Origin of the sequence: Streptomyces sp. NPDC047917, from assembly GCF_043204345.1 — a bacterium.
Taxonomy (GTDB): Bacteria; Actinomycetota; Actinomycetes; order Streptomycetales; family Streptomycetaceae; genus Streptomyces; species Streptomyces sanglieri.
Genome location: NZ_JBIDCA010000001.1, coordinates 166,386 through 180,127 on the forward strand (window position 1 = coordinate 166,386; position 13,742 = coordinate 180,127).

Sequence of the window (13,742 nt, forward strand, 5' to 3'; positions counted from 1 at the left end):
ACCGCCGCGGAAAGACTCAGCCCAGCCCCTGGCGAGGCAACGTACCCACCAACGCGGAAAGACTCAGCCCAGCCCCCGCCAAGGCGACGTACCCACCACCACGGAAAGACTCAGCCCAGCCCCCGCCAAGGCAACGTACCCACCAACGCGGAAAGGCTCAGATCAGCCCCTGTCGCATCGCGTACGCCACCGCGTGCGACCGGTTGCGCAGCTGGAGCCTGGTCATCACCGAGTGCAGCACGTTCTTTATGGTGCGCTCGGAGTAGGCCAGCTTCGTCGCGATGTCCGCGGTGTCGTACCCCTCCGCGACCAGCCTCAGCACATCCACCTCGCGTGCCGCGAGACCCGTGAAGTGCAGACCGCGCGGGCCGAGCACCTGCCCCTGGAGGCGGCCCACCTCCTCCAGCAGCCGTCCCAGCAGGTCGGACGGGAGATGGCCCTCGCCCCGCGCCACCGTCCCGATGACCTGCACCAGATGCTCCGGAGTCGCCTCGGAGCGCCTGACCACACCGGCGACACCGCACTCCGCGGCACTCACCAGCTTCTGCTCGTCGATGTCCGTGGTGACCAGAACGGTGCGTGAGGTGCTGGTGCGCTGGATGTGACGCAGCATCGTCAACACCGCCTCGTCGACCGCGTCCACGACGACGACCACGATCCTGGGAGAGGCGTCGCCCTCCCCCCACTCCGTCACGCTGACCTCGGGCCGGGTCCGTAACTGACTGGCCACGCCCGCTTGCGAGATCGGATCCTGAGCCCGTAATGCAACAGTGATGCGCTCCATGGCAATGCTCCCCCTGGGCAACAGCCGATGGCGTCGCAGCGAACACAACCAACACGGCTGTTTTCGTATGCCTCACTCGTCTGAGGCGGTCAAAAGATGCCCGCGTATCCCTACAGGGAAACAAAAAGGCCGATCCGGGCACAGAATCTGCCCGGAAGTGTTCCTCCACGGCCGATGTCGGCGTTCAACGGCGAACCTACGGTGCCGCCTATGAGTCTCACGGCAAGCCTCGACGATTCGTCCGTCACTGCCGCACCGGGCGAGGAGACGGCCCTCCCTCTGCGGATCCTCAACTCCGGCAGCACCGTCGAGGAGTACCGCTTCGAGGTGGTCGGCGCCTGTGCCGCCTGGTCGACGGTCGAGCCGGCGGCTCTCTCCCTGTATCCGGGCGACTCTCAGACGGTCTCCCTCGTACTGCGTCCGCCCCGGGACTCGACCGTACTCGCGGGGGACACACCCTTCGGGATACGCGTGGTGCCGACCAGCGAACAGGGCGACACGGTGGTGCCCGAAGGGCGGGTGACCGTACTCCCCTTCACCGAGACGACCGCCGAACTGGTGCCGCGCAGCTCGCACGGGGCCTGGCGCGGCAAGCACCAGCTCGCCGTCGACAACCGGGGCAACGCGCCGGTCACCGTACGGCTGGGGGCCCAGTCGGGCACGGAGCGGGCACGGGTCTCGTTCGCCGAGGACACACTGTTGATCGCGCCCGGCCGGGCGGATTTCGGGAAGGTGCGCATCCGGCCTGCCAAGCGCGTGTGGCGCGGCATCCCGGTCACGCACCCCTTCCAGCTGGCCGCCACCCCGGACGTGGCCGAGGGCCAGGCCCCGATCGCACCGGTGGTCGTGGACGGCACGTACCAGCAGGAACCGATCCTGCCGCGCTGGCTGCCCCGCGCGCTGATCACCGCGGCCGTGCTGCTGATCGCGCTGGTGGGACTCTGGTACGCGCTGCTGCGCCCGGCCGTGAAGTCTGCGGCCCGGGAGGCGATCACCCCGGACGCGGTACGGTCCGCCGCCGCGGCCGACAAGAGCAAGGCGCCCGAGAAGGGGTCCTCGGCCGGCACCTCGGCTGGCGCCTCCGGCGGCGGTGACTCCTCCGGGGCGAACGGGGGCTCGCCGAAGCCCAGCCCCTCACCGAGCGCCGGCGCTGACTCCGGTGCCTCGGCCGCGGCGCCGACCAGTGCACAGGTGCAGGTCAGGGACTCGGTGGGCGGCGGGTCGAACACCGAGACGGCCCTGCAGGTGCCCGGCGGTCACACGTTCCAGCTGACCGACATCGTGGTCCAGAACCCGCAGGGCGACGCGGGAACGCTCGTGGTCTCCTCGGGGCGGGACGCGCCCGTGCTCCGGCTGGCGCTGGAGAACTTCCGCGACTCCGACTACCACTTCGTCACGCCGATCCTGGTGCTCGGCGGCGGCCAGGTCACGCTGACGGTGGACTGCCGGAAGGTCGGCAAGCCGGTGAACGCGCCGACGCCTTCGCGCTGCTCGGAGTCGCTGTTCCTGGGCGGCACGATGAAGACGGACTCGGCGGACTGACGCGGTGGGGCGGGGCCGTGCGGGACGGTGTTCCCGGTGGAGCCCCGCCCGACCAGGAACACCGTCGGGGCCCGCCCCGTCCCTGGAACAGCGTCGGGGCCCGCCCCGTCCCTCACTCCGGCGGAGCCTCTTCCTCCTCCTCGGCCCCTTCCTTCGCGCGCTGCACGAACGAGCCCTGCACGTCGGCGGGTTGCTCGTCCTCGTCCTCCGTCGCGGCCCGCTGCACGGACGCCGCCGAAGCCGGGGCGGGGGCCTGATCCGAAACGGGGGCCGACGCCGGAGCCGGATCCGACAGCACCCGGTCGGCGTTCGCGACGGCCTCCCGCTCGAACCGGTCGGACGGATCGCTCACCCGGATCCCGCCCGCCGCCTCCGTGCCCTCCACCGGGCCGTTGCGCTGCTGGATCACATGGGTCAGCTCATGGGCCAGCGTGGTGCGGCCCTGCGGAGAGGACGGGTCGTAGGCGTCCCGCTGGAAGACCACGTTGTTGCCGACGGTGTACGCGTGCGCCCCCACGCCCTTCGCGGACTCGTGGGCGGCGGAGTCCGTGTGGATGCGTACGTCGGAGAAGTCCGCCCCCATCCGCCCCTCCAGGTCGGCGCGGGTGTCGGTGTCCAGCGGTTTCCCGCCGCCCGACGAGACCACGTCGTGCACGGGGGAGCGCTCTTCCTCCTCCTTGCGCTGGAGCATCGACCCCACGGCGCTGTTCCCGACCGTCCGTTGGAGCACGCTCATGCCCCCGGCCCCGACCACATCGGGCCGCCCGGCGGCCGCCGCACGGTAGAGGTGCGAGGTGTCCGCCGGCTCCCGTCCTCCGGACGCCCGCGACACGTGCACCGGCTCGTCGTGCTCATGCCGGTGCCCATGGTCCCGCTCATGATCGTGGTCGTGGTCGTGTTCCTGGTCCCATTCCGATGCGCGCATCGTCATCTCCCCTGACCGCATCTCCCCTGCCCGCGCCCCGGTCGAAGGCGCGCCGTGATGACCTCACCACTCCACCTTCACGACGCCTCACTGCCCCGTCCAGCCCGGACCCCGCCGGCCGGGGGCAGCCGCTGCTGCCCCTTCGGGCACCCGCCCCGTCCGTACGGCAAACGGCTGCACCGGCGGGCAGTGGAGTGGCCACGCCCCACCGCCGTCGGGATGATCGATGGCATGACCAAGAGCGACAAGGACCAGCGCATCACCCTGCGGATCGCCCAGGAGCCGGAGGCGGACGAGCTCCTCGCGCGCAGCCCGCTCGCCGCTCTGGTGGGCATGCTGCTGGATCAGCAGGTGCCGATGGAATGGGCCTTCTCCGGCCCGTACTCGCTGGCGCAGCGGATGGGCGGGGACGATCTGGACGCTCATGAGATCGCCGCCTACGACCCGGAGGCGTTCGCCGAGCTCTTCACCACGAAGCCCGCCCTGCACCGCTACCCCGGCTCCATGGCCAAGCGGGTCCAGCAGCTGTGCCAGTACCTGGTCGCGGAGTACGACGGCGACGCGAGCGCGGTATGGGCCGACGTGCCCGATGGCTCCGAACTGCGGGAACGGCTGAACGCGCTGCCCGGGTTCGGTACCCAGAAGGCACAGATCTTCCTGGCGCTGCTGGGCAAGCAGTTCGGAGTACGGCCGAAGGGCTGGCGAGAGGCCGCGGGTCCGTACGGGGAGGCCGGCTCGCACCGGTCGGTCGCCGACATCACCGGCCCGGAATCACTCGCCGAGGTCCGCGCGTTCAAGCAGCACGCGAAGCAGGCGGCCAAAGCAGCCAAACGCGCCGCCGAAAAGTAACCCCGGCCCCGTCCGCCCTACCGTCCGCCCTTCCGCCCCCGCCCCTATCGCCTGCGGCGGGCCGTACCGAAGAGCGAACGCGAGATCTCCCGGCCCAGCTGCGTACCGACGGACCGGGCCAGCGACCGGAACATCCCACTCCGCACCACCTGCTCGACCAGCGAGGCGTCCTCCTCGGCCGCCTTCCCACCTCCACCGCCGGGCCCGTGCCCTCGCTCCCGCTCCCGCTCCCCGCGAACCGCCTCCTCCACCGCCGCCCGGTCCGCGGCCTCCGCAGCCTTCGCGGCTTTGGCAGCTTTCGCGGCTTTCACGGCCTTGGCCGCCGTCTCCGCCGTGGCCGCCGCCTCCGCCTCGGCTGCCTCAGCTGCCCGCCGCTCCGCCTCCTGACCGGCGCTCAGCTTCTCGTACGCCGACTCCCGGTCCACCGCCTGCGCATACCTCCCGTACAGCGCGGATCCCTTCACGGCCGCGTCGAGTTCCGCCGCCGGACACGGCCCCATCAGCGACCTCGGCGCCCGCAGCCGGGTCGCGGCGACCGGTGTCGGCGCACCGTTCTCGCTCAGCACCGTGATCACGGCCTCGCCGATGCCCAGCCGCGTCAACAGCTCCTCCAGGTCGTACGGCGAATTGGGGAATGTCTTCACCGTCGACCGCAACGCCTTCGCATCGTCCGGGGTAAAAGCGCGCAACGCGTGCTGAACCCGGTTCCCGAGCTGCGCCAGCACCTCCGCCGGCACGTCGCGGGGCGTCTGCGTGACAAAGAAGATGCCGATGCCCTTGGAACGGATCAGCCGCACGGTCCGGGTGATCGATTCCAGGAAAGCCTTCGAGGCCCCGTCGAAGAGCAGGTGCGCCTCGTCGAAGAAGAAGACGAGCTTCGGCCGGTCGAGGTCGCCGACCTCCGGCAGGTCGTGGAAGAGGTCGGCGAGCAGCCACATCAGGAAGGTGGAGAAGAGCTGGGGCTCGTCCTGCACCGCCGCCAGTTCCAGTACGGATACGAGCCCGCGCCCGTCCGGCGCCTGCCGCAGCAGCTCGGCCGTGTCGAACTCCGGTTCTCCGAAGAAGTCGCCCGCGCCCTGCTGCTCGAAGGCGGTGAGCGACCGCAGGATCACCCCCGCGGTGGCCGTGGAGAGACCGCCGATCCCCTTGAGCTCGGCCTTTCCGGTGTCCGATACGAGGAACGCGACCACGGCCCGCAGATCCTTGAGATCCACCAACTCCAGGCCCTTGGAGTCGGCGTAATGGAAGATCAGGCCGAGCGACTGTTCCTGCGTCTGGTTGAGCTCCAGCACCTTGGACAGGAGCACGGGGCCGAAGCTGGTGACCGTCGCGCGCAGCGGGATGCCGGGGCCGATGCCGCCGAGCGCGTAGAACTCGCACGGGAAGCACTCGGCCCGCCACTCCTGCCCCACCTGCCCGGCCCGTTCGGCGACCCGCTCGCCCGGTGTGCCGGGGGCGGCGATGCCCGAGACGTCGCCCTTGATGTCAGCGAGAAAGACGGGAACACCGCCCTGGGAGAGCTGCTCGGCGATCAGCTGGAGGGTCTTCGTCTTCCCGGTTCCGGTGGCGCCCGCGACGAGTCCGTGCCGGTTGAGCATCGCCAGCGGAATGCGGATCTGCGCGTCCGGCAGGCAGGCGCCGTCCCAGAGCAGCGCGCCCAGATCGAGGGCGGCACCGGAAACGGCGTAGCCGGCGGCGATCTCCCGCGCGGGTTCCGGCAGCACACCGGCATTTTCGGCCGTACTCTCGCTGTCGCCCATCGGGACCCCATTCCGGAATGCCTGCTTTTGTGGCGTTCTTGTCAGCATCGCAGTACGGACCCGTGGCTGCGCCCGGAGGCTCTTGCCCGGTAGGCTTTCCGTGTGATCTTCAAGCGCATCGGAAATGGGCGGCCTTATCCCGACCACGGCCGGGAAAGCACCCGGCAGTGGGCGGATGTCGCGCCGCGCCCGGTCCGCCTCGATCAGCTGGTGACCACCAAGGGCAACCTGGATCTCGAAACCCTCCTCGCCGAGGATTCGACGTTCTACGGCGACCTGTTCGCGCACGTCGTGAAGTGGCAGGGCGACCTCTACCTGGAGGACGGACTGCACCGAGCGGTCCGTGCCGCGCTTCAGCAGCGCCAGGTTCTCCACGCCCGCGTGCTCGAACTCGGCTGACCGAAGCGGGCCCGTCCACGGACCGGGCACGGGTACGGGCCGGGTACTGCCGGCAGCACCGGCAGTACCGGGCACGGGTACGGGCCGGGTACTGCCGGCAGCACCGGCAGTACCGGGAACACCGGCAACTCTGCCGGTACCGACGAGACCTTGCGCGGCCTTCGGGCCGCACCGGGGTTCGTTCGGGTGCTTTCGCACTCGGACGGGTGCGATCCATTGATCATTTAGTAGGCATCATCACCGGGCCGCACTACGCTGCGCCCATGAGCATGCTCACTCCCCCCGGCATGGGCGGAAAGTACCGCATCACGGGCGACAAGTACCCCCGGATGCGCCGCCCCCGGCGTCGCGGCAAACTGATCCTCGCTGCCACCGCCTCCGTGGCCGCCCTAGGGCTGGCCGGATGGGGCACGATGCAGCTCATCGACGTCTTCACCGGCGGCGACCGGGAGGCCAGCGCCGCGGACCACAAGACGGACTGCCCCACCTCCAGGCCGTCCGCGCCCGCGAAGGTGCTGCCGAAGCCCGCGAAGATCACCGTCAACGTCTACAACGCGACACCGCGCAGCGGCCTCGCCAAGAAGGCGGCCGACGAGCTGAAGAAGCGCGGCTTCGCCATCGGCAAGGTGGGAAACGCCCCGGCCGCGTACGACAAGAAGGTCCCCGGCCCCGGGGTGCTGCTGGGCGCCCCGTCTGCCACGAACGGCTCGTTGCCGGTCCTCGGCACGCAGTTGGCGGGCGCCACACCGAAGACCGACGCCCGCAGGACGGCGGACGTCGATCTGATTCTCGGTACGAAGTTCAAGACGTTCAGCACGCCTCAGTCCGCGGCCGCCGCCCTCGCCGCCCTGACGAAGCCGGCTCCCGCACCGTCCTGCTGACGACTCCGGGCACCCCTCGTCCGGGTGAAGGTGCGGGGGGCCCAAGACCCTGGGGCCGACGGAGAGGGCACGCCACGGGTTCGCCGCCGCAGTTGGGGCACGTGTGGTGCACGAGGTCACCGCAGGGCACCCAGAACGTGCACCTCGCCCCCCGTCCCGGACCCGTACCGCTGGCTCGTGCCCCGGCCACCCTCCACCGGATCCGGAGACCGATCGCACAGTGCCCCGGCCGGGAAACGGAATCCCGACCGGGGCACTGGTAGTACCGGTCCGGCCTCGACCGGCCGGACAGTCCTGCTGGTCGACTAGTCGACGGTGCCGTACATCCGGTCGCCCGCGTCGCCGAGGCCCGGAACGATGTAGCCGTTCTCGTTGAGCCGCTCGTCGACCGAGGCGGTGACCACGGTGACCGGCGTACCGGCCAGCTCGCGCTCCATCACCTCGACGCCCTCGGGCGCCGCGAGCAGCACGACCGCGGTGACGTCGTCCGCGCCGCGCTTGATCAGCTCCTGGATGGCCGCGACCAGCGTGCCGCCGGTGGCCAGCATCGGGTCAAGGACGTACACCTGGCGACCCGAGAGGTCCTCCGGCATCCGCGTCGCGTACGTCTCCGCCTGGAGCGTCTCCTCGTTGCGGATCATGCCCAGGAAGCCCACCTCGGCGGTCGGCAGCAGCCGCACCATGCCGTCGAGCATGCCGAGACCGGCCCGCAGGATCGGCACGACCAGCGGCCGCGGGTGCGACAGCTTCACCCCGGTCGTGGGCGTGACCGGGGTCTCGATGTCGACCTGCTCGGTGCGCACATCCCGGGTGGCCTCGTACGCGAGCAGGGTGACCAGCTCGTCGGCGAGCCGCCGGAAGGTCGGGGAGTCGGTGCGCCTGTCGCGCAGGGTGGTGAGTTTGTGCGCGACCAGTGGGTGGTCGACGACGTGGATCCGCATGGGTTCAACAGTAACCGTGCCTCCCGCACCCGTGCGCTGGCATCAACCGCATGTTCGGGGGGAAGGTGGGGGCATGCCGACCCAGCCTTGGGGTGATGAGCCGATGCCGGACGGGGAAAAACGGAAGCGGGACCAGCCGGACGCGCCGGTCCCGGCGGACGCCCGGGCCCAGCAGGACCCGGAGGAGACCGACGCGGCACGCCGCAGGCGGCGCGCCCAGTTCCTGCGCGAGCTCCACGAGGCGAAGGCCCTCCGCGACCGGGTGCAGCCGCGCCGCGCCAGGGCGGCCCGGATGCGTCAGGCCATGCGCATGCGCACCTTCCGCTGGTAGCCGGCGGCTGCCCGGCGTCCCCGATATCGGTGCCCGGCATCCCCCTGGTGGCGGCGTCCGGCAGAACTGATGGCCGACTCAACGGCCGAACTCCTCTCGCAAAGCCCTCGTTTCTGCCACGATTCCGATGGGCGGGACCCAGGACAGCCGGACCACCGACTGACCTCCCGCCGGACCAACACCCCTATGACCAGTGGGAGAGTCACGGTGTACTTCGCCGCACTGCTCGCGCGCACCGAAGACGGGTGGGAAGCGAGCGACACGGAGCTCGACGATGTGGAGACCCTGTCCGACCTGACAGATCTGGCCCGTGAAGCCTCGGTGGACGAGGACACGGTGCTCGTCTTCATCGAACAGGAGGACGCCTGGTTCGGCGTCGTCCGGGTGGACGGTGAGGACGACCCCCGAATCTTCGTCTCGGACGCCACCGCCGCCGCCCGTTCCTCGTACGGAGAGATCCTGCTCACCGACGAACTGCTCGGCCGCGAACCCGGGGCCGAGGACACGATCGCCGCCCTCGAAGAGCTCGTCGGCCTCGACGGCACGGAGGACGGCGACCCGGACACCACCCCCGACAACGACACCACCGACACAGACACCGACGACAACGATGACGACGGCTTCGACGCCGACGCCGTACCGGCGGGCCCGCTCGGCGACACCCGGGTCCTGGCCGATCTCGGGCTCCCCGAGGCCGAGCTGCTGATGCTGCGCACGGACGCACTGGTGGAGATCGCGGACGCGCTCGGCGCGGCCGAGGTCCTGGAGACCGTCCGCTAGGGTCCGCGGGTGAGCGAACCACCGCACGACCCCGTGAGAGACCCGTGGCGGGCGCACATGCGCCGTGCCCTGGCCGAGGCCGATCTGGCGGCGCGGGCCGGCGATGTGCCGGTCGGCGCCGTCGTACTCGGCCCGGACGGCGCCCTGCTCGCCACGGGCCACAACGAACGCGAGGCGACCAACGACCCGACCGCGCACGCGGAGGTCCTGGCCGTCCGCAGGGCCGCGGCGGCACTCGGCCGGTGGCGGCTGACCGGCTGCACCCTGGTGGTCACCCTGGAGCCCTGCACCATGTGCGCGGGCGCCCTGGTCCAGTCCCGCGTGGACCGGGTGGTCTACGGCGCCCGCGACGAGAAGGCCGGCGCGGCGGGCTCCCTCTGGGACGTCGTACGCGACCGCCGCCTCAACCACCGCCCCGAGGTCATCCAGGGCGTCCTGGAGGAGGAGTGCGCAAGCCTCCTGACATCCTTCTTCCGCACCTCGTTCCGCACCTCCTGAGAACCGATTTCTGTACACGGCGGGGGATGGTCTAAGCTCTCTCTCGGTAGCGTGTCCGAGCGGCCGAAGGAGCTCGCCTCGAAAGCGAGTGTGGGGAAACTCACCGAGGGTTCAAATCCCTCCGCTACCGCCATCGACGCCCTCCTGAACTGCGGAAACGCAGGGCGGGAGGGCGTTCGCGCATCATTGGGCCCGCCACGCCGGAGCCGACGCCGGCTTTTGATCCCCGCGCGGGACTTAAGCACAACTGGTCGAGTCGAGCGTGTGGCGAAATGTCCGAATCTCAAGAAGTAAGTAAAAACAGGCTCCCCCCGCCATAAACCAGCAGGTCAGGAACTGTGGTCCCCGCGCATGCGGGGTTGGTCCCTGTGTTCCTGGGGACATACGGTGCGCACGGCTGTGGTCCCCGCGTATGCGGGGTTGGTCCCTCGCCTGCGAGCTGGGAGTACGTCTTGAGTTCGTGGTCCCCGCGTATGCGGGGTTGGTCCCTCGCCGTCCGCGTACATGCCCAGCGGGATCGGGTGGTCCCCGCGCATGCGGGGTTGCTCCCTCCGCCGGCCACGCCCACCACGCCGTCCTTGTGTGGTCCCCGCGCATGCGGGGCTGTCGCGCGAAGTGGCCCGGAAAACCCGGCACACGGCGGTGGCCCCGGCGCGGCGGGCGTCGTCCGGGGCCACAGAGCATTCGTGTTCAGGTCGGGGGAAGCGGCATCGGGGGGACAAGCCGCTTCCCCCGGTGAGAACAGGGCCCGCCGGTCCTCGTCGCGGTCAGGGGGGTGGCCCGCGGCGAGGACCCCACAGTGGGGGCCCGTTCCGAGCCCTTCGGATTCCTGCCTCGTCCGCCGGGCTCGCCTCCATGCTGCTCCCTCGCAGGGGCCGTGCGGGTCGGCAAAGGACCTCGATCGTCGGGTCCTTGGTCCTTAAAAGGCGCGTGAGTAGTCGGGATCCTTCGGGGGATGCGGCCATGCGTGCGGATAGAATCGCCCGACTGCACAGGAGATCGAAATAGAGGATCGAAGGGGAGGCGGGGGCTGTGGTACAAGCGAAGAAGATAGTTCTCTACGTGATATTCGTCTTCGTGGCGTACACGATCATCACCTCCCCGGAGCGGGCCGCGGACCTCGTCCAGGTAGGGTTCGAGGGCGTTTCGAGTGCCGCACAGGGCGTCGGAGACTTCATGTCCGAGCTCGTGAAGTAGGAGTACACCGTGATCCGCCATCTGGTCCTGTTCAAGCTGAACGACGGCGTCGAGCGGGACGACCCGCGGGTCGTCGCCGGGGCGGAGGCCTTCCGGGAGCTGGAGGGGCAGATTCCCGAGCTCGCGTTCTGGGAGTGCGCCTGGAACATCACCGACCGGCCGATCGCGTACGACTTCGCCATCAACTCCGCGGTCGCCGACCAGGACGCCCTGAAGCGGTACATCGAGCACCCCGCGCACCAGGCCGCCGCCGGGCAGTGGCGTGAGTTCGCCACCTGGGTGATCGCAGACTATCCGTTCTGATCCGGTTGGTCTGATTAATCCGGTTGATCCGAAATCAGGTTCGATCCGGACGGCCACCTGGCCCCTCACCAATGCGGTGAGGGGCTTTTTTGGTGTTTAAACCAAGTTGAACCCAACACGACGCTATACGGTGCTTGCACACAGTGGACATGTCTTGTGATGCTATGACCGCTTTTGACGGATGAGTTGACCGAAGTTGACCGCAAAGGGGTGGCCTCATCGTGCCGGCCAGTACAGCGCCTCAAGTGCCTCCCCAGTCCGTCCAGACCGAGGCGCCCGACAGTACGACGACACCCGCCAGAACCCGGGGCGCGGACACCCGGGCGCTCACCCAGGTGCTCTTCGGCCAGCTCAAGAACCTGGAGGCGGGGACCCCCGAGCACGGCCGGGTCCGGGCGGCCCTCATCGAGGCGAACCTTCCGCTGGTGCGTTACGCCGCGGCGCGGTTCCGCAGCCGCAACGAGCCGATGGAGGACGTCGTCCAGGTCGGCACGATCGGCCTGATCAACGCCATCGACCGGTTCGACCCCGAACGCGGCGTCCAGTTCCCGACCTTCGCGATGCCCACCGTCGTCGGGGAGATCAAGCGGTACTTCCGGGACAACGTACGGACCGTCCACGTCCCCCGGCGTCTGCACGAGCTGTGGGTCCAGGTCACCGGCGCCACCGAGGACCTGACGACCGCTCACGGCCGCTCACCCACCACCGCGGAGATCGCCGAGCGCCTGAGGATCTCCGAGGACGAGGTGCTCGCCTGCATCGAGGCCGGGCGCTCCTACCACGCGACCTCACTGGAGGCCGCCCAGGAGGGCGACGGGCTGCCCGGACTGCTGGACCGGCTCGGCTACGAGGACCCGGCCCTCGCCGGGGTCGAGCACCGTGACCTCGTCCGGCATCTGCTCGTACAACTGCCCGAGCGTGAACAGCGCATCCTCCTGCTGCGCTACTACAGCAATCTGACGCAGTCCCAGATCAGTGCCGAGCTGGGTGTCTCCCAGATGCATGTGTCAAGACTGCTGGCCCGCAGCTTCGCCCGACTGCGATCCGCAAACAGGATCGAGGCCTAACCGGATCGGGTAGATCGTCGGAAGTCCCGTTTCCAGCCGCCCAAATGGCCCACACCCCCTGCTAACTGCACAGACGCCACAAAGACTTGTCGACATGTCACTACAGCGTGTTGCCGACATGTGACATTCTGCGGGAACCGCGTTTGCCGTGGCCTCGCCTCCGGTATTCAGGTGGAGGCTGCGTTCCTCCGATGGTCGCGGCTCAACGCGACCGTCCGCGACCTCAAGGGGGTGGCATGTCCGCAGAACAGGGCAGCTCGAAGGTGCTCACGCTCACGAAGAGCGAACCCGCACCCGTTGTGCTCACCAGCTCGTCGGAAGCCATCGACACCCGCACTCTGTCCCGCTCCCTGTTCCTGCGCCTCGCCGCGCTGGGGCCGGCACCCGGCCCCGATGGAACGGACAGCCCGGAGCGCGCCTACGTACGGGACACACTCATCGAGCTCAACCTCCCGCTGGTGCGTTACGCCGCGGCGCGGTTCCGCAGCCGCAACGAGCCGATGGAGGACATCGTCCAGGTCGGCACGATCGGCCTGATCAAGGCGATCGACCGGTTCGACTGCGAGCGGGGCGTCGAGTTCCCGACCTTCGCGATGCCGACCGTCGTCGGGGAGATCAAGCGCTTCTTCCGCGACACCTCGTGGTCGGTGCGCGTCCCGCGCCGGCTCCAGGAGCTGCGGCTCGCGCTGACCAAGACCAGCGACGAGCTCGCGCAGAAGCTCGACCGCTCGCCGACCGTGCCCGAGCTGGCCAAGGCGCTCGGGGTCTCCGAGGAGGACGTGGTCGACGGTCTGGCCGTCGGCAACGCGTACACCGCCTCCTCGCTGGACTCGCCCTCGCCCGAGGACGACGGCGGCGAGGGCTCCCTCGTGGACCGGCTCGGCTACGAGGACTCGGCCCTGGAAGGCGTCGAGTACCGCGAATCGCTCAAGCCGCTGCTGGCCAAGCTCCCGCCGCGCGAGCGCCAGATCATCATGCTGCGGTTCTTCGCCAACATGACCCAGTCGCAGATCGGCGAGGAGGTCGGCATCTCGCAGATGCACGTCTCGCGCCTGCTGACCCGTACGCTCGCGCAGCTCAGGGAAGGGCTCATCGCCGACTGACCACCGTGGACTCCCGTACCGGAGCACAAGGGTTCCGATTTGACGGACCGTCAGCCACACTGGCGCGATGCGACGTCAGATGCTCGGTTCGAACGGCCGCCGGGGCACCGTGATCGCCGCCTCGGCGGCCGCGCTGTGTCTGGGTGGCGTGCTGGCCGCCTGCGGCGGAGGCACGACGGACGAGGGCTACGTGGCGCTCGGCGCGGCGGGAACGGATTCCGGGAGAACGCCGACGGGGGCGGTCCCGCCATCGGGGAAGGTGACGCTGGTCCCGCTGGACCGGGGCGGCGTGGGCGACGGCAGCGGTGGCGGGAGCGGCGACGGTGGTGGCGGTGATGGCCGCTCCGGCGACCATGGAGCCTCACCGGGGGCCTCGGCCCGC

General features: G+C 69.9%; 15 protein-coding genes and 1 tRNA gene. 12 read left to right on the forward strand and 4 right to left on the reverse strand.

From position 1 onward, the window contains the following. Positions 1 to 157: 157 nt before the first annotated feature. A complete protein-coding gene (locus tag ACGF8B_RS00685; RefSeq protein ID WP_384748872.1) occupies positions 158 to 784 on the reverse strand; it encodes a response regulator transcription factor in 627 nt (208 codons plus the stop codon). A gap of 210 nt (positions 785 to 994) precedes the next feature. Between ACGF8B_RS00685 and ACGF8B_RS00690 the strand changes: the two genes are divergently transcribed. Continuing rightward, a complete protein-coding gene (locus ACGF8B_RS00690) occupies positions 995 to 2,326 on the forward strand; it encodes a hypothetical protein (protein WP_392733508.1) in 1,332 nt (443 codons plus the stop codon). Positions 2,327 to 2,438: 112 nt separating this feature from the next. Here the strand turns inward: ACGF8B_RS00690 and ACGF8B_RS00695 are convergent, their stop codons facing one another. Further along, positions 2,439 to 3,257: a DUF4157 domain-containing protein gene (locus ACGF8B_RS00695; RefSeq protein WP_392733510.1), complete on the reverse strand. Its 819-nt coding sequence runs from the start codon at positions 3,255 to 3,257 to the stop codon at positions 2,439 to 2,441. A 225-nt stretch (positions 3,258 to 3,482) separates the two neighbouring features. Between ACGF8B_RS00695 and ACGF8B_RS00700 the strand changes: the two genes are divergently transcribed. Beyond that, complete coding sequence (locus tag ACGF8B_RS00700; RefSeq protein ID WP_392733512.1) at positions 3,483 to 4,100, forward strand: HhH-GPD-type base excision DNA repair protein; 618 nt, start codon at positions 3,483 to 3,485, stop codon at positions 4,098 to 4,100. Positions 4,101 to 4,144: 44 nt separating this feature from the next. Here the strand turns inward: ACGF8B_RS00700 and ACGF8B_RS00705 are convergent, their stop codons facing one another. Next, complete coding sequence (locus tag ACGF8B_RS00705) at positions 4,145 to 5,860, reverse strand: helicase HerA-like domain-containing protein (protein ID WP_392733514.1); 1,716 nt, start codon at positions 5,858 to 5,860, stop codon at positions 4,145 to 4,147. A gap of 102 nt (positions 5,861 to 5,962) precedes the next feature. On the opposite strand from ACGF8B_RS00705, the gene ACGF8B_RS00710 reads away from it, so the two are divergent. After that, on the forward strand, positions 5,963 to 6,259 hold the full coding sequence (locus ACGF8B_RS00710) for a type II toxin-antitoxin system VapB family antitoxin (RefSeq protein WP_072488263.1): 297 nt from the start codon (positions 5,963 to 5,965) through the stop codon (positions 6,257 to 6,259). 287 nt (positions 6,260 to 6,546) lie between these two features. Beyond that, the gene (locus tag ACGF8B_RS00715) at positions 6,547 to 7,140 is read left to right on the forward strand and encodes a LytR C-terminal domain-containing protein (protein ID WP_392734421.1); all 594 of its coding nucleotides are present in this window, start codon (positions 6,547 to 6,549) and stop codon (positions 7,138 to 7,140) included. Positions 7,141 to 7,445: 305 nt separating this feature from the next. Here the strand turns inward: ACGF8B_RS00715 and upp are convergent, their stop codons facing one another. Continuing rightward, positions 7,446 to 8,081, reverse strand: a complete 636-nt coding sequence (gene upp / locus ACGF8B_RS00720) for a uracil phosphoribosyltransferase (RefSeq protein WP_124719993.1) — start codon at positions 8,079 to 8,081, stop codon at positions 7,446 to 7,448. Between the two features lie 103 nt (positions 8,082 to 8,184). Here upp and ACGF8B_RS00725 point away from each other — a divergent pair, with 103 nt between their 5' ends. The 8 genes from ACGF8B_RS00725 (at position 8,185) to ACGF8B_RS00760 (ending at position 13,360) form a co-directional block, all read left to right on the forward strand. Further along, positions 8,185 to 8,412 carry a hypothetical protein gene (locus ACGF8B_RS00725; RefSeq protein ID WP_392734423.1) on the forward strand — a complete coding sequence of 76 codons (228 nt, stop codon included), beginning with the start codon at positions 8,185 to 8,187 and terminating at the stop codon, positions 8,410 to 8,412. Between the two features lie 207 nt (positions 8,413 to 8,619). After that, positions 8,620 to 9,192: a hypothetical protein gene (locus ACGF8B_RS00730; protein ID WP_392734425.1), complete on the forward strand. Its 573-nt coding sequence runs from the start codon at positions 8,620 to 8,622 to the stop codon at positions 9,190 to 9,192. Positions 9,193 to 9,249: 57 nt separating this feature from the next. Continuing rightward, positions 9,250 to 9,690 (forward strand): tRNA adenosine(34) deaminase TadA, encoded by a 441-nt coding sequence (gene tadA, locus ACGF8B_RS00735; protein ID WP_392734427.1) that lies wholly within the window; start codon positions 9,250 to 9,252, stop codon positions 9,688 to 9,690. 45 nt (positions 9,691 to 9,735) lie between these two features. Continuing rightward, positions 9,736 to 9,823: transfer RNA gene (locus ACGF8B_RS00740), tRNA-Ser, on the forward strand. Between the two features lie 929 nt (positions 9,824 to 10,752). Next, complete coding sequence (locus tag ACGF8B_RS00745) at positions 10,753 to 10,887, forward strand: hypothetical protein (protein ID WP_259927668.1); 135 nt, start codon at positions 10,753 to 10,755, stop codon at positions 10,885 to 10,887. A 9-nt stretch (positions 10,888 to 10,896) separates the two neighbouring features. Then, entirely contained in the window at positions 10,897 to 11,190 is a 294-nt protein-coding gene (locus tag ACGF8B_RS00750) for a Dabb family protein (RefSeq protein ID WP_317866461.1), read from the forward strand. A 221-nt stretch (positions 11,191 to 11,411) separates the two neighbouring features. After that, entirely contained in the window at positions 11,412 to 12,257 is an 846-nt protein-coding gene (locus ACGF8B_RS00755) for an RNA polymerase sigma factor SigF (RefSeq protein ID WP_124719990.1), read from the forward strand. Positions 12,258 to 12,493: 236 nt separating this feature from the next. Continuing rightward, positions 12,494 to 13,360, forward strand: a complete 867-nt coding sequence (locus ACGF8B_RS00760; RefSeq protein ID WP_124719989.1) for an RNA polymerase sigma factor SigF — start codon at positions 12,494 to 12,496, stop codon at positions 13,358 to 13,360. Positions 13,361 to 13,742: the final 382 nt, after the last annotated feature.